Genomic DNA, 14,541 nt, shown 5'->3' with positions numbered 1-14,541 from the left:
TTAAGCTCGGCCGGGTCGACCATAAGCAAGCGAGCATCGGTCGAACTTAAGCTCGGCCGGGTCGACCATAAGCAAGCGAGCGTCAGTAGATCTTAAGCTCGACCGCAGAAATCCGCGCTGGACCTAACGGGTCGCGGCACGCGAAGCTCGAAGCATGCTGAGGGGAATCCATGTACCGCTGGTCACGCCGTTCGACGCGTCGGGCGAGGTGGCGATCGACGCGATCGAGAAGCTCGCCGGGCACGTCCTCGACCAGGGCGCGTCCGGGCTGGTCGCGCTGGGCACCACCGGAGAGGTCGCGGCGCTGACCTCCGCCGAGCGGTCCCGGGTGATCGACGTGTGCCGCCGGATCTGCGCCGAGCGCGGCGTGCCGCTGACGGTCGGCGTCACGGGCAACGCCACACGCTCGACCGCGGAGGCGCTGAAGGCGCTGCCCGACGGGATCGCCGCCGCGCTGGTGACCGTGCCGTACTTCCTGCGTCCGGCTGAGCGGGGCGTGGTCGCGCACTTCGAGGCGCTGGCCGAGGAGACGCCGGTGCCGTTGGTGATCTACCACATCCCCTACCGGACGGGTCAGCAGGTGAGCGCCGCCACCCTGCGCCACCTCGGACGGCACCCGATGGTCGCCGGAGTGAAGTACGCGGCCGGCGGCATCGACCAGGACGCCGTCGACCTGCTCGGCGACCTGCCCGTCGGGTGTGACGTGCTGGGCGGCGACGACGCGTTCGTCTCGCCGCTGCTCGCGCTGGGCGCGTCCGGAGGCATCCTCGCCTCCGCGCACCTGGCCACCGACCGGTTCGCCGAGCTGGTCGACGCCTGGCACGCCGGAGACACGGCCAGGGCCAGGGCGCTGGGGCACCGGCTCGCCAGGCTGTCGGCCACCCTGTTCGCCGAGCCCAACCCGACCGTGATCAAGGGCGTGCTGCACACCCGCGGCCTGATCCCGACCCCGGACGTGCGGCTGCCGCTGCTGCCCGCGAGCGCGGAGTCGGTCTCGCGGGCCGACTCCGCGTGGCGGCTCATCGAGGAGGGCGGCTCGTGACAGTCGGGCTCGCGCCGTCCCTGATGGCGGTGCCGACCTCGCCGACGCGGTCGGCGAGCAGGCCGATCGCGCCGACCGCCCGGGTCATCGGGTCGTCGGCCGTGCCGCCCAGGGCCTTCTCCCTGAGGTAGGCCGCCTTGATCTCCGTCCAGCGGGCTTGCTGGGCGGGGGTGAGGCGGCCGCGGAGCTCCGCCAGCTTGAGGAGGTTGGCCTCGGCGTCGGCGGTGAGGGTCTGCGCCTCGCCGAGGTAGTGGTCGTCGACGACCGCCTCCAGCTCCTCGTCGTTCATCGCCGGGACGATCCGCTCCGCCAGCTTGTTCATGTTCCGGTAGGAGCCCTGGAGCCGGTACGGGGGCTCGGTGCGGGCGGCGTCCGACTGGGCGGCCGAGGCGATGTACGCCTGGTTGTTGGCCAGGACGACGTCCCGCACCCTGACCAGCTTGCGCAGGACGCTGAGGATCTGGTCCAGCTCCGTGCGGGCGTACGGGTGTTTCAGGTGGTCGGCCGTGACGGCCTGGTCGCCGCGGGCCAGGCGTACCAGGAGCTCCACGTCCCCTCTGTCGCGGGCCGACAGGGGCGCGAGGACGGGGTTCGAGGTGAGCGCCGTGTCGATGTAGCTCAGCGCGAACAGGTCCTCCCTGCCCGAGAGGACGTCGCCCAGGTTCCACACGTCGGCCCGGTTGGCGAGCATGTCGGGGATGCGGAAGCGCTGCCCGGACTCGGTGTACGGGTTGCCCGCCATGCACACCGCGAAGCGCTTGCCCCGCAGGTCGTAGGTCCGGGCACGGCCGTTCCAGACGCCCTCGATGCGGCGCTGCGCGTCGCACAGCGAGATGAACTTCTGCAGCAGCTCCGGCGAGGTGTGCTGGATGTCGTCCAGGTACAGCAGCGTGTTGTTGCCGGCCTCGAGGGCGAAGGAGATCTTCTCGACCTCCTGCCTGGACGTCGCGTCGGGCGCCTCCGCGGGGTCGAGCGAGGTGACCGCGTGACCCAGCGCGGGCCCGTTGACCTTGACGAACACCAGGCCGAGGCGGCTGGCCACGTACTCCATCAGCGTCGTCTTGCCGTAGCCGGGAGGGGAGATGAGCAGCAGCAGGCCCATCTGGTCGGTGCGCCTGCCCGCTCCGGCGGCCCCGAGCTGCTTGGCCAGGTTGTCGCCGATGAGCGGCAGGTACACCTCGTCGAGCAGCCTGTTCCTGACGAAGGCGGACATCACCTTGGGCCGGTACTCGTCCAGCCGCAGCCTGGCCCGTTCCGTCGCGAGCAGCTCGCCACGCCGCTTCTGGTAGGCGCGGTAGGCGGGGACCCGCTCGGTCCTGAAGCGGCGGGTCCGCGACAGGGTCTCGTCGAGGCGGAGTTCGAGCGTCCTGCCGGTGATGCGGGGGTGGGTGCCGAGCAGGGTCTCGACGGTGGCGGTGACCGTGGCGCTGGAGTCGTGCCTGGGCAGGTCGCAGAGCTGGACGGCCAGCGCCTCGGGCAGCTCTGGGGCCTGCTCGAAGGCGCCGAGCCAGGCGTCGGCCAGCTGGATCCGCTCGGTGAGCGGCAGCGCCGCCAGCTCCTCGTCGAACTCGCGGGCCCTGGCCGGGCCGAGCGTCTGGCGGAACCGGTCGAGCAGGCCGCGCGCCGCCGCGCTGGTGACGAACCCCGCCGGGTTGGCGGCCAGCTCCTCGACCAGGTACTCGCCGGCGTCCCGAGCGGCCCCGGCGTCCAGGGCGGGCCGGGCGAGGCCCGCCCCTGCGTCGGGAGCGGGCTTGGCGAGGCTCGTCAGGAACGTCCCGATCTGTGCGGACAGCTCGGCTGACAGCGCCTCCAGGGCCGGGGACGGGCCGAAGACCGAGCGGGCGCGCACCAGCGACACGGCCCGCGTGGTCAATGTTTTACGTGAAACCTCGTCGATCCCGAACGTCCAGAAGAGCTGGGCGGCGGCCCTGGCCTCGGGGAGGTAGCGCAGCAGCCCGGCTCCCTCGCGCAGCCTGAGCAGCGTGTCGAGGATGGCGGTGGCGTCGTGGTCGTGGACGCCGCGCTCGTAGCCCTCGTCGTAGCGCTCCTCGGCCGCCCGCCGCACCAGGTCCGGCAGGGACGTGCCGGACGTGACCCGGTCCACCAGGGACGCCGCCAGGTGCTCGGCCCGGTAGACCTCCGGCGTCTCGGAGACGAGCAGCTGGTCCCAGAAGGGGCGGGTGTCGGCGAAGGCGGCCGGCACGGGGGCGCGGTAGTCGGTGCCGGTGATGGCGAACTGGACGCCGTTCTCCGCCGGAACCAGCGTGAGGTCGATGGGCTGGGTGTTGACGGCGAAGCGGTGGCGTCCCAGGCGGAGTGTTTCGCCGCCGTCCGCGAACAGGTCCAGGCGGTCCCGCAGGGTCCGTCCGGCCTCCTGCTGGGCGGCCTTGACGCGGCCCTCCAGCTCCTCGGCCCGCACCTGGTCGCCCAGCTCGCGCAGCTCGGCGGCCACCGCGTGCAGCCTGGTCACCATCGGGTCGGTGGCGAAGTAGGTGTTGACCTCGTCCAGCGAGCCCAGCGTGGACGTCCTCCTGGCGACGCTGCCCAGCACCCGCTCGGCGGAGGCGAAGATCCGGTCGGCGCGGCGGGCGAGCGCGTCCAACTGCGTCTGCTTGCGTGCGGAGAACGCCTCGTAGACGTCGTCGCGTTGGGCGGCGAGCTGGGACGCGAAGTCGTCGAACTCGCCGAAGCGGGACTCCAGGTTTTCCAGGCGCAGCATCAGCCGTCCGAGCTGCTCGTCGCACCTGCCGGGCGTGTCGGCGACCGCCAGGGCGCCGGTGACGGCCTGCCCGAGCAGCGCGAACTCGGCCGCGAAGGCCGCCCGCCCCTCCGCGCCGAGCAGCTCCTTCCTGCGCCCTTCCAGGACGGCCCGCGCCCGGTTGACGCCGCCCAGCACCTCGGCGATCCGCTCCAGGATGCCGGTGCGGACGGTGGCGTCGGCGATGTCCAGCGAGCCGACGACCTCGGTGACGACCTCCAGCCCCTCCGCCTGGGTGGCCAGCCGCTCGGTGACGGGCTCCGCGCCGGCCACCGTGGAGATCGCGGCGGCCTCGGCGGCGAGCCGCTCCACGGCCTCGTGGTAGCCGGTGAACGCGTCCTCGCCCTCCAGGAAGGCCACGGCTCTGCCGCCTGCCGAGACCAGCTCGGCGGCCAGCTCCTCGGCCAGCGCGTCGAGCCGGGCGAGGTCGAGGTAGCGGACCTCGCGCAGCGTCACCAGCCGTCCCTGCGTCCTGCGCAGCGTGGCCAGCAGGCTCACCCAACCGTCGGCCGTGGCGGGGGAGTCGGCCCTGACCTGCCGGATCAGGGTGGTCGTCTGCTCGGCGGCCTCGTCCAGCGTCCGCCGGGCCTGGGCGGTGAGCTGCTCGACGTGCTCGTACTCGTCCAGGACCTGTTCCGCGGTGGCGCGCACGTCGGCGAGCGGCTCGCCCAGACCCTGCTCGCCCAGCCAGTGGTAGTGGTCGAAGGCGCGGGTGCAGGCGTCGATCAGCGCCTCGAACGTCGCGGCCGACGGCGCCATCTCCTCGATCATGCGGCCGATCGACAGGCAGTCGGACAGCCCGCGCACCAGCTCGGCGTTGCCGATGCGCTCCAGCGGTCCCGCGCCCACCGGCCGCGCGGCGGCGTAGGCGTCGGACACGTACGGGGTCTGCCAGACCTGCATGGGGTGGACCCGGGTCGGCTCCTCGGAGGTGGCGCGGAAGACCACCATCGTGCCGTCGTCGAACAGCGAGTAGCCGTGGCAGGCGACCGGGTTGGCCACCTCCTTCCTGATCACGTTGTACGGCAGCAGCAGCGACCGGCCGTCGCCCCTGGCGCGGAAGACGTACAGGGCGTCCTCACCGTTGGGGGCGCGGACCACGCGCTCGAACTCGAGGTCCGTGACGTCGGCGTCGAACGTCTTGCTGACGCCGGTGGCCAGGTAGTAGCCGCCGGGGAAGATCAGCCCCTGGTCCTCCGGGAGGCGGCGGCAGGCCCGGCCGATGCCGTCGAGCCTGGTCACGGACTTGGTCCGGGTGTTGAACACCAGGTGGCGCCAGGCTTCCTCCTTGTACGGCCTGATCCGGAGGAGTATCAGGGGGCCGACCCTGGCGTGCTCGACGTCGGCGTCCGCGAGGCTCTGGAGAGGCTCGTCGACGGGCTCGGCGTAGATGCCCTCGCCCGTCTCCGTGTTGTTCTCGATCTTGATGGTGAGGTCGCCGCCGACCGTCTCGACGAACACCTCGCCGCCGATCGAGATGTGCGGGTGGCGGCCGAGGACGTGGTCGTCGCGGGTGGTGGGCGTCCAGGTGAAGTCGTGGGACGGGGGGAAGGCGTGGTCACGCTCCCCGCGATTGTCCTGATATTTCGGGACCCCGGCGGTGTTGACCGTCCAGCGCAGGACCCTCGTGTCGCCCGGCCCGGTCTGGAAGACCGCCAGCAGCTTCCCCTCGACCCGCCTGAGCTGCTGGAGGCCGGCGTCCTTGTAGTAGCGGTACAGCTCGGCGAAGTCCTTGAGGAAGGCGGGGTCGTCGAGGGTCGGCAGCGTCCCGGGCGCGAAGGTGAAGGTGTCGCCGTCCCTGCTGAAGCGGTGCACCGAGAAGACGTCGGCGACGGACGTCTCGGGCTTCAGGCCGATGAAGACGTTGTACCCGAACAGCATCACGTCCCCCAGAGAGACGATGTCCCTCGGGACGCAGTTGTTCTCCGTCCGGATGCGCTCGGTGCCGAGCAGGCGGAGCTCGGTGGCGCCGAACACCGCCAGCCGCTCGCGGTTCACCTCCTCGGCGACCGCCGCCAGCGCCTTGGCCTGAACCTCCAGCCGGTTCCTGAGCACCTCGTAGGTTCCGGCGTCGAGCTGTTCCGTCATCGTCAGGCCTTCGCCGCCGCGAGCGCGGAGACGGAGGAGTCGGCCACGCCGAGACGGCGGGCGGTCTCCAGGAGCTCGCCGAGGGCCGTCGAGTCCGGGCCGCCCCGCTGGATGAGCCGCATGAGCAGGGCCGACACCGTCAGGTTCTTGACGTCCTCGGTGCGAACGCCGCCGATCACCGCGGCGAGGTCCGCCGGGAGGCTGGCCGTCCCGTTGAGGTACGGCCCCGCCAGCGACTGCGTCACCTGCGAGTGCTCGACGAAGCCGTCGACGACCTTGCCCGCGGTGATCGCGCCGACCACCTTGTCGAAGAACATGGTGTCGCCGCCGACGATGTCGATGTTCGCCTGGGCCAGCCCCGCCGCCAGCACGGACGCCTGCGACTCCGCCACCTGCCGGGTGACGTCGATGTGCTTGAGCCGGATCTCCTTGTCGGCCTCCAGCCGCAGGCGGTACTCCTCGTGCGCCCGGCTCGCCTCGTCCAGCGCGGCCATCGCCGCCGCCTTCTCCGTCAGACCCTCGGCCTCGGCCTTGAGCTTCTCGCCCACCGCCGCTGCCGCCGCCAGCGCCATCGCCTGCTCGCCCTCGGCCTGGGCCTTGAGCCGGTCGCCGTCCACGACGGCCAGCGCTCTGGCTCCTTCGGCCTCGGCCCTGAGCTTCTCGCCGAGCACCAGCGCCTCCGCGCGGCCGACCTTCTCGATCGCTTCCGCGTCCCGCTCCTTGACCTGGACCTGCGCCAGGCCGGACGCCGCCGACTCCGCCTGGACGCCCTCCGCCAGCCGGATCTTGGCGCGTGTGTCGAGCTCGGCGGCCTGCTGCCTGGCCTCCGCGAGCACCAGCTCCTCGCGCGCCCTGAACTTGGAGGCCGCCTCCGCGGCCTCGGCCGCCTTGATGTCCTTGACCAGGTTCTCCTGCGCCTCGGCCTCGGCCGCGATGATCAGGCTCTGCCGGGTGCGCTCGGCCTCCTCGACCACGCGCAGCCGCTTGATGCTCTCCTCCTGCTCGGCCACCGTCCTGTCGACGGCGATGCGCTCGCGCACGACCTCGGCGATCGACCGCTTCTCGGTCTCGATCTCCTTGTCCTTGGCGATGCGCGACAGCTCGGTCTCCCGCTCGCGGGAGATGACCTCCAGCATGCGGTCCTTCTCGATCCGCTCGCTCTCGATCGCGATCACCCGCTCGCGGTTCTTCTCCGCGACCGCCACCTCGCGCGCCCGGTTCTCGTGCTGGACGCCGAGCTGCTCGTCGGTCCTGATGTTGGCGGTCTGCGCCTTCAGCCGCTCCTCGGCCTGGACGCGGGCGATCTCCGCCTCCTCGCGGGCCTTGACGGTCTCGATCTCGCGCCGCTGCTTGAGCTCGGCGTCGGCCTGGCGGCGCTCCAGTTCGAGGATGGCCTCGCGGGCGTCCACGTTCTGGCGGGTGATCTCCTTCTCCTCGTTGCGCTGGAACTCGTTGGTGCGCACGTGCTCGATCGCGGTCAGCTCGGTGATCTTGCGGATGCCCTGCGCGTCCAGGATGTTGCTCTTGTCGAGGGCGATCAGCGAGGTCTGCTCCAGGTAGTCGATGGCCGCGTCTTCCAGGCTGTAGCCGTTCAGGTCGGTGCCGATGAGCCGGACGATCTGGTCGCGGAACTCGTCCCGCTTGGTGTAGAGATCGACGAAGTCGAGCTGCTTGCCGGCGGTCTTGAGCGCCTCGGAGAACTTGGCGCTGAACAGCTCCTGCAGCGTCGCCTCGTCGCTGGCGCGCACGGTGCCGATGGCCTGGGCGACCTTGATGACGTCCTCGGCCGTCTTGTTGACCCGGACGAAGAACGCGATCTTGATGTCGGCGCGGATGTTGTCGCGGCAGATCAGGCCCTCGCGGCCGGTGCGCTCGATCTCGATGGTCTTGACGGAGATGTCCATGGTCTCCGCCTTGTGGAAGACGGGGAGGACCACGGCGCCGGTGAACGTCACGTCCACCTTGTTGACCTTGGAGACGATCAGCGCTTTGCCCTGCTCGACCTTGCGGAAAAGGCGGCTGATGGTGATGAGCAGAGCCAGCACGATCACCAGGATGACTGCCAGGAAAATTCCTAAACCGGTGGAGATTACACCCATCAATGCTCACTTTCGTAGGGCATGACCCAGAAGAACTCGCCGTGTCCGTCGTATTCGAAGATGAGGGCGGTTTCGCCGCGTGTGAGTCGGTCCTGTCCGGTCGTCCGGACCTGGACGACCGCCGAGGAGCCGTCGGGGGCGGTCACCTCGGCCTGGCCGAAGTCGTTGGTGGCCTCCCCGGTGCGGATCACACACGGCCGGCCGACGAGGTCGCCACGGGTGGTCCCGCGCTCTCCCGCGAACAGGCGGCGCAGCGGCCGCAGCGCCGCGCGGGTGGCCAGCCACGCTCCCACCAGGGCGATCAGCGGGACGGCCAGCAGCGGCGGGCCGCTCACGAGCCGGCTGCCGACCAGGCTGAGCAGCCAGGCCATCGCGATCATCAGCGAGAGCGCGATCCCGGCGGGCACGCCGCCCAGGCCGAGCCAGTGCGCGCCGGTGTCGTCGAGTTCCAGGAGACCCGTGAGGACGACGAGCCAGTATCCGGCGACCACCAGCAGCAGAAAAGTGAAAATCACCGTCGGAAAGCTCATCGCGGCATGCATGAACTCCGTCATCGGCCCCGTTTGTCCCATCCCCCTGTGATGCTGACGAACTATGTATCCATATAAAGAACAGGTAAAGGGGAAGGTTCCCGAGAAAGCATGAAATTTCGTACGACTTGACCTCAACCATGGTCGAGGTTGCAGGCTCGGCTGCATGAGTGCAGAAGAAGTCATGAGAGCAGCCGCGTTCGCGTCCCCCGGTGGCCCGGACGTCCTTCAGGTGATGGAGCTCCCGGCGCCCCAGGCGGGGCCGGGCCAGGTGCGGGTCCGGGTCAGGGCGGCGGGCGTGCAGCCGTTCGACGCCGCCGTGCGCGCGGGCTGGGTCCCCGCGGGTGTCACCGGCGAGCTGCCCCGCATCCCGGGCAACGAGTTCGCGGGCGTGGTGGACCAGGTCGGCGAGGGGGTGACCGGGGTCTCGGAGGGAGCCGAGGTGCTCGGGTTCTCCCTGTTGAACAGCTACGCGGAGTACGTCGTGGTGGCCGCGTCGCAGGTGACGTCCAAGCCGGACGGCGTGCCCTGGGAGGTCGCGGGCGCGCTGACCGCCGCCGTGCAGACCGCCGAACTGGCCGTGGACGGGCTCGCCGTCGGCCCGGACGACACGCTCCTGATCCACGGCGCGGCCGGCGCGGTCGGCACCGCCGCCGTGCAGATCGCGGTGTCACGAGGCGCCACGGTCATCGGCACGGCGCGCGAGGCGAACCACGCCTACCTGCGCGAGCTCGGCGCGATCCCCGTGACCTACGGCGCGGGCCTGGCGGACCGGGTGCGCGCCCTCGCGCCCGGCGGGGTGGTGGACGCGGTGCTCGACGGCGCGGGCGGCGAGGCGCTCGACGTGTCGCTGGAGCTGGTCGAGCACCGCCCGCGCATCCTCACGCTGGTCGAGCACGCCAAGGCGGACGGGCTGGGCATCAAGGTGACCCGGGGCGAGCGGACCGCCGAACGCCTCGGCCGCTACGCCGCCCAGTACGCCGACGGCAGGCTGAAGTTCCTCATCCGCCGGACGTACCGGCTGGACCAGGCCGCCGACGCGCACCGCGAGATCGAGACCGGGCACGGACGCGGCAAGATCGCCCTGCTCGTCGGTTGACGCTCACCGGTGGGCCGTTCGCTGCCGCTGGTGGAAACGGCCCACCTTGGCCCGGTTGCCGCACACGTCCATGGAGCACCAGCGGCGGCTGCCGTTCTTGCTGACGTCCAGGTACCAGAGCACGCACTCCGGGTTGGCGCACTTGCGCACGCGGTCAGGCCGCTCGCGCAGGATCCTGACGAGGTCCGCCGCCGCCACCCACGCCGCGTGCCAGGACGGATCATCCACCACGACCACCTCGTACGGCTCGGCGCCGCGCACCTGTGGCCGCAGGCTGCCGTGGCCGAGCACGGCGTTCAGGCGTCCGGGGCCGCGCCCGTCGAGGGCGCCGCGCAGCGCGTCGCGGGCCTCGACCAGGTGGTCGCGGACGCGGTCGAGGTCGTCGGCGCCGGGGAGGTCGTGGTCGTCGAGCCAGGCGCGCACCCCCTCCGGGTCGTCGAACTGGTCGGCCAGGCTCCCGTGCTCCATCCACACGGTGTCGACCAGGTCGAGCGCCACGGGCTCGCCACGGAGCGGGCGGACTCTCACCGTTAACCTCTCAAAGCGATTTGACTGGTTAGGTAGCACCATGCTATCACTTAACCGACAAAAGCGATTTAGCAGGTTAAGAGAGGGCGTTGTGAGGATTCGCTACCGCACGGCGGTGATCGAGGGGCTTGAGGTGTTCTACCGGGAGGCGGGCGACCCGTCCGCACCCACGCTGGTGCTGCTGCACGGCTTCCCCACCTCGTCCATCGCGTACCAGGAACTGATCGTCGCGCTGTCGGACGAGTTCCACCTGGTCGCCCCCGACTACCCCGGCTTCGGGCACAGCTCGGCCCCCGCCGCCGACACCTGGGAGTACACCTTCGACCACCTCGCCGACGTGGTCGACCAGCTCCTCGACACGCTCGGGCTCACCCGGTACGCCCTCTACGTCCACGACTACGGGGCGCCCGTCGGCTTCCGGCTCGCGCTGCGCCACCCCGACCGGATCACCGGCCTCATCACCCAGAACGGCAACGCGTACGAGGAGGGGCTGACGCCGTTCTGGGAGACGCTCCGCACCGTGTGGAACGACCCGTCCGAGCAGAACCTCGCGCCCCTGCGCGAGAACTACACCCGGCAGGCCACGCACTGGCAGTACACGCACGGGGTCCGCGACGTCACCCTCGTCAACCCCGACAAGGAGGCGCTCGACCAGGCCCTCCTCGACCGTCCTGGCAACCAGGAGATCCAGCTCGCGCTCTTCCGCGACTACGGCACCAACGTGGAGCGGTACCCGCAGTGGCAGGAGTACCTGCGCAGCCACCAGCCGCCGGTGCTGGCGGTCTGGGGCCGCCACGACGAGATCTTCGGCCCGGAGGGCGCCCTGGCCTTCGCCCGCGACGTCAAGAACGCGCGCGTCCAGCTCCTGGACGCCGGGCACTTCGCCCTCGAAACCCGCGGCCCCCAGATCGCCGCCCTCGCCCGCACCTTCCTCCGCACCCTCCCGGACTGACCTCCCCACCCGGGGCCGCCGGGCGCATGACTCTCAGGGCGGCTGCCTGCCCGCTTCGCGCCCGTGTGAACGTATCCGTTCGCTTTCGCGTCCGCTCAGGGCGCTCGCCGTTTACCGGAGGTCTTTGTGGCCCAGCGCCGCCGTAGCGGGCATCCCCCTCATTTCACGACGACGGGTGCGTCCGTGCGCGAAGCGTCTGCGCACCTGAGGCCCTCGCGGGAGGCCTCGGTGTTCGTGGCGTCCGCGCGTGGCACGCCCTCGGGAGACGGCTCCTCGCACGTCACGTCTCCGCGGGAGGGGGTTCCCGCTTCTCGGGACAAGGGCGGGTTGGGAAGGCCGTCCGTCTGGGGGGTTGTGAAGGCGGTGATGGCGTTGCTGGTGCTGCTGCTCCTGCTGGCCGCCGTCACCACCGCTACCGGGCTGGCCCTGTTCGCGCTGCCGTTCGTCGCGACCGCCGCGCTCGTGGCCATGGCGCCGGGCGCGCCGTTCGCGCAGCCGCGCAGCATCGTCGTCGGGCATCTCAGCGCGACAGCCCTGGCGCTCGGGGCGACGGCCGTCGCGGGCCCGTCCGTCTGGACGGCGGCGGTGGCGACCGCGCTGTCCCTGGCCCCGATGATGCTGCTGCGTGCCCCGCACCCTCCGGCGGCGGCCACGGCCGCGCTGGTCGGACTCACCGCCCCCGCACCCCTGTACCTGCTCACTCCGGTCCTGTCCGCGAGCGCTCTCGTGATCGTGGCCGGCCTGGTCATCGGCAGGGCCCTGCCCGGCCACGACTACCCGGCCTCCTGGCGGTAGCGGACGACTTGACCTTGCCCCCAAGGGCAGGGCTTAGCGTCCCGGCCATGGAACAGACGAACACCCTACACTGCCGGACAGTGCTCATCACCGGGGGAGGCACCGGGATAGGCCGTGCGGCGGCGCGGCAGTTCGCCGCCGCGGGCGCCGAGGTCCTCGTCGTCGGCAGGACCGCGGAACGGCTGGCGGAGACCGCCAAGGAAGCCCCGGGCATCCGGACGTTCGTGGCCGACGTCGCCGATCCCGACGCCCCTGCCGGCATCGTCGCCGCCGCGCTCGACGCGTTCGGCCGCATCGACGTCCTGGTCAACAACGCCGCGATCACCCGTCCGGCGCTGCTCGGCGCGATCGACAGGCAGGTCGCCGAGGAGCAGATCGCCACGAACCTCCTGGCGCCCGTGTTCCTCGCGCAGCACGCCCTGCCGCACCTGGAGGCGGGTGGCGTGATCGTGAACGTCACGTCCAACCCGCCCTACTACGGCTGGCCGCGCAACTCGGTCTACGGCGCCACGAAGGTGGCTCTCGACTTCCTGACCCACACGTGGGCCGTCGAGCTCGCGCAGCGCGGCATCCGCGTCGTGTCGGTGGCCCCCGGGGTGACGTCGACGCCGGTGCTGAGCCACGCCGGCTTCTCGGACGAACAGCTCATCGAGCTGGGGAAGGAGCTCCGGGCCCGGATCCCGCTCGGCCGGATCGCCCAGCCGGAGGAGATCGCCTGGTGGATCGTGAACGTGACGCGTCCCGAGGCTGCGTACCTCACCGGTACGGTCGTCCGTGTCGATGGTGGGCTGGGCGCGTCCGGATGAGGGCAGGGCGATGTTGATCGGGGAGCTGGCGAGCAAGGCAGGCGTCACCGTCAAGGCGCTGCGGTACTACGAGGAGCAGGGCCTGCTGCACCCCCGGCGAGCTCCGAACGGCTACCGGGAGTACGGCGAGTCGGCGGTCGCCCGGGTGGCGAACATCAGGCTGCTGCTCTCGAGCGGCCTCACCGCCCATGACGTCCGGGCCTTCCTGCCCTGCCTCGATCAGGACGTCGACGCCCCGCTGATCTGCTCGGCGAGCGCGGGGGTCATCTCCAGCAGGCTCACCGAGGTGGAGGAGAAGATCGCCGCCCTGGACGTCGTCCGCGGGCGTCTCGTCGAGGTGCTGGCCCGGGCCGGAGGTTCCTAGCCGCCTCGCAGACGGCCTCGGCGAGCACAGCGGGGTCGCCTGCTCGGGAGCGGTCAGAAGTGCCAGGGGAAGGGGGACCAGTCGGGGGCGCGCTTCTCCAGGAACGAGTCGCGGCCCTCGGCGGCCTCGTCGGTCATGTAGGCCAGCCGGGTCGCCTCGCCCGCGAACACCTGCTGCCCCACCAGCCCGTCGTCGATCATGTTGAACGCGAACTTCAGCATCCGCTGCGCCGTCGGCGACTTGCCGTTGATCTTGCGGGCCCACTCCAGGGCCGTCTCCTCCAGCGCGGCGTGCGGGACGACGGCGTTGACCATCCCCATCCGGTGCGCGTCGGCGGCCGAGTACGTGTCGCCGAGGAAGAAGATCTCGCGGGCGAACTTCTGCCCCACCTGGCGGGCCAGGTACGCCGAGCCGAAGCCGCCGTCGAAGCTGGCCACGTCGGCGTCGGTCTGCTTGAAGCGGGCGTGCTCCTCGCTCGCCAGGGTGAGGTCGGCGACGACGTGCAGGCTGTGGCCGCCGCCCGCGGCCCAGCCGGGCACCACGCAGATGACCACCTTCGGCATGAAGCGGATCAGCCGCTGCACCTCGAGGATGTGCAGCCGGCCGGTCGACGGGGTGCCGTCGGCGTACTGGTAGCCGTCCTTGCCGCGGATGCGCTGGTCGCCGCCGGAGCAGAACGCCCAGCCGCCGTCCTTGGGCGAGGGGCCGTTGCCGGTGAGCAGGACGCAGCCGACGTCGGTGGTCTGCCGGGCGTGGTCGAGCGCCCGGTAGAGCTCGTCAACGGTCTGCGGACGGAACGCGTTGCGCACCTCGGGACGGTTGAAGGCGATGCGCACCGTTCCCTGGTCGATCGCCCGGTGGTAGGTGATGTCGGTGAAGTCGAACCCCTCGACTTCCTGCCACGCCTTGGGATCGAACAGTTCGGAGACCATGGCCAGAGCCTAACGGATCTGCTCCTCGGCCCATTCGGCCCATTCACACTGCGCCTTGCCGAGCCGCAGGCCGTACTCCAGCGCGATCCTCCCGTACACCGACAGGTTGTCCTCGCCGCTCTCGATGTACTCGCGCATGCCTTCCATCCGCTCCACGTGCTGGGCGACCAGCTCGCGCTGGCGGCGCAGGTAGTCGCGGGCCTTCAGGCGGTCCACCTGGTGGAGGAAGAACACGCGCAGGAGCATGTCGCTGCGCATGACCCTGGTCGGCTCGACCTCGGTCACCCAGTGGCGCAGCTCGGCCAGCCCCTCGTCGGTGATGGAGTACTCTTTGCGGCCGCGTGGCCCTTCGGCGGCCACGCGGACCAGCCCGGCTTCGGCGAGTTTGCCCAGTTCGGAGTAGAGCTGGCTCTGCGTCGCCGGCCAGACGTTGGCCAGCGAGACGTCGAACAGTTTCATCAGGTCGTATCCGCTCGCGGCCCCCTCGGACAGCAGGCCCAGCACAGCGTGTCGAAGACTCATATTCCTATATTGACATATCCTGCATG

The 14,541-nt window shown here is 71.0% G+C and carries 12 protein-coding genes; 6 read left to right on the top strand and 6 right to left on the bottom strand.

The features are described from left to right. Window positions 1–154 precede the first annotated feature (154 nt). Window positions 155–1,042, top strand: a complete 888-nt coding sequence (gene dapA, locus ABT294_RS10960; protein ID WP_350805072.1) for a 4-hydroxy-tetrahydrodipicolinate synthase — start codon at window positions 155–157, stop codon at window positions 1,040–1,042. On the opposite strand, the gene ABT294_RS10955 is transcribed toward dapA, so the two are convergent. The 3 genes from ABT294_RS10955 to ABT294_RS10945 are packed head-to-tail and all read right to left on the bottom strand — an operon-like array spanning window position 1,020 to window position 8,502. Then, window positions 1,020–5,888, bottom strand: a complete 4,869-nt coding sequence (locus tag ABT294_RS10955) for a DNA repair ATPase (protein ID WP_350805071.1) — start codon at window positions 5,886–5,888, stop codon at window positions 1,020–1,022. The genes dapA and ABT294_RS10955 overlap by 23 nt on opposite strands. A 2-nt stretch (window positions 5,889–5,890) precedes the next feature. After that, entirely contained in the window at window positions 5,891–7,987 is a 2,097-nt protein-coding gene (locus tag ABT294_RS10950; RefSeq protein WP_350805070.1) for a flotillin family protein, read from the bottom strand. Then, window positions 7,987–8,502: a hypothetical protein gene (locus ABT294_RS10945; RefSeq protein ID WP_350805069.1), complete on the bottom strand. Its 516-nt coding sequence runs from the start codon at window positions 8,500–8,502 to the stop codon at window positions 7,987–7,989. Before ABT294_RS10945 ends, ABT294_RS10950 begins: the two co-directional genes overlap by 1 nt. A 181-nt stretch (window positions 8,503–8,683) precedes the next feature. Here ABT294_RS10945 and ABT294_RS10940 point away from each other — a divergent pair, with 181 nt between their 5' ends. Continuing rightward, on the top strand, window positions 8,684–9,616 hold the full coding sequence (locus ABT294_RS10940; RefSeq protein ID WP_350805068.1) for an NADP-dependent oxidoreductase: 933 nt from the start codon (window positions 8,684–8,686) through the stop codon (window positions 9,614–9,616). 3 nt (window positions 9,617–9,619) lie between these two features. Here the strand turns inward: ABT294_RS10940 and ABT294_RS10935 are convergent, their stop codons facing one another. Then, window positions 9,620–10,144, bottom strand: a complete 525-nt coding sequence (locus ABT294_RS10935; protein ID WP_350805066.1) for a CGNR zinc finger domain-containing protein — start codon at window positions 10,142–10,144, stop codon at window positions 9,620–9,622. Window positions 10,145–10,235: 91 nt separating this feature from the next. Here ABT294_RS10935 and ABT294_RS10930 point away from each other — a divergent pair, with 91 nt between their 5' ends. The 4 genes from ABT294_RS10930 to ABT294_RS10915 all read left to right on the top strand — a co-directional run bounded on the left by ABT294_RS10930 (window position 10,236) and on the right by ABT294_RS10915 (window position 13,061). After that, the gene (locus ABT294_RS10930; RefSeq protein ID WP_350805065.1) at window positions 10,236–11,096 is read left to right on the top strand and encodes an alpha/beta fold hydrolase; all 861 of its coding nucleotides are present in this window, start codon (window positions 10,236–10,238) and stop codon (window positions 11,094–11,096) included. A gap of 126 nt (window positions 11,097–11,222) precedes the next feature. After that, window positions 11,223–11,891 (top strand): HPP family protein, encoded by a 669-nt coding sequence (locus tag ABT294_RS50835; RefSeq protein WP_502912007.1) that lies wholly within the window; start codon window positions 11,223–11,225, stop codon window positions 11,889–11,891. A 47-nt stretch (window positions 11,892–11,938) separates the two neighbouring features. After that, window positions 11,939–12,697, top strand: a complete 759-nt coding sequence (locus ABT294_RS10920; RefSeq protein ID WP_350805062.1) for an SDR family NAD(P)-dependent oxidoreductase — start codon at window positions 11,939–11,941, stop codon at window positions 12,695–12,697. Window positions 12,698–12,707: 10 nt separating this feature from the next. Continuing rightward, a complete protein-coding gene (locus tag ABT294_RS10915; protein ID WP_350805060.1) occupies window positions 12,708–13,061 on the top strand; it encodes a MerR family transcriptional regulator in 354 nt (117 codons plus the stop codon). Between the two features lie 53 nt (window positions 13,062–13,114). Here ABT294_RS10915 and ABT294_RS10910 read toward each other — a convergent pair whose 3' ends face one another. Together ABT294_RS10910 and ABT294_RS10905 are read right to left on the bottom strand one after the other, a co-directional pair. Beyond that, window positions 13,115–13,993, bottom strand: coding sequence for a 1,4-dihydroxy-2-naphthoyl-CoA synthase (locus ABT294_RS10910; protein WP_350805059.1), 879 nt, complete (start codon window positions 13,991–13,993; stop codon window positions 13,115–13,117). 9 nt (window positions 13,994–14,002) lie between these two features. Next, window positions 14,003–14,515, bottom strand: a complete 513-nt coding sequence (locus tag ABT294_RS10905) for a PadR family transcriptional regulator (protein WP_350805058.1) — start codon at window positions 14,513–14,515, stop codon at window positions 14,003–14,005. Window positions 14,516–14,541: the final 26 nt, after the last annotated feature.

This window comes from Nonomuraea sp. NPDC000554 (assembly GCF_040300065.1).
Classification (GTDB): Bacteria; Actinomycetota; Actinomycetes; order Streptosporangiales; family Streptosporangiaceae; genus Nonomuraea.
This window is presented reverse-complemented; position numbering and strand designations above follow the sequence as displayed.

Bases quoted from the DNA above. Each gene is read 5' to 3' on its own strand.
- ABT294_RS10940 (WP_350805068.1), top strand. From the start codon at position 8,684: ATGAGTGCAGAAGAAGTCATGAGAGCAGCCGCGTTCGCGTCCCCCGGT.
- ABT294_RS10920 (WP_350805062.1), top strand. From the start codon at position 11,939: ATGGAACAGACGAACACCCTACACTGCCGGACAGTGCTCATCACCGGG.
- dapA (WP_350805072.1), top strand. From the start codon at position 155: ATGCTGAGGGGAATCCATGTACCGCTGGTCACGCCGTTCGACGCGTCG.
- ABT294_RS10955 (WP_350805071.1), bottom strand. From the start codon at position 5,888: ATGACGGAACAGCTCGACGCCGGAACCTACGAGGTGCTCAGGAACCGG.
- ABT294_RS10915 (WP_350805060.1), top strand. From the start codon at position 12,708: ATGTTGATCGGGGAGCTGGCGAGCAAGGCAGGCGTCACCGTCAAGGCG.
- ABT294_RS10905 (WP_350805058.1), bottom strand. From the start codon at position 14,515: ATGAGTCTTCGACACGCTGTGCTGGGCCTGCTGTCCGAGGGGGCCGCG.
- ABT294_RS10910 (WP_350805059.1), bottom strand. From the start codon at position 13,993: ATGGTCTCCGAACTGTTCGATCCCAAGGCGTGGCAGGAAGTCGAGGGG.
- ABT294_RS10950 (WP_350805070.1), bottom strand. From the start codon at position 7,987: ATGGGTGTAATCTCCACCGGTTTAGGAATTTTCCTGGCAGTCATCCTG.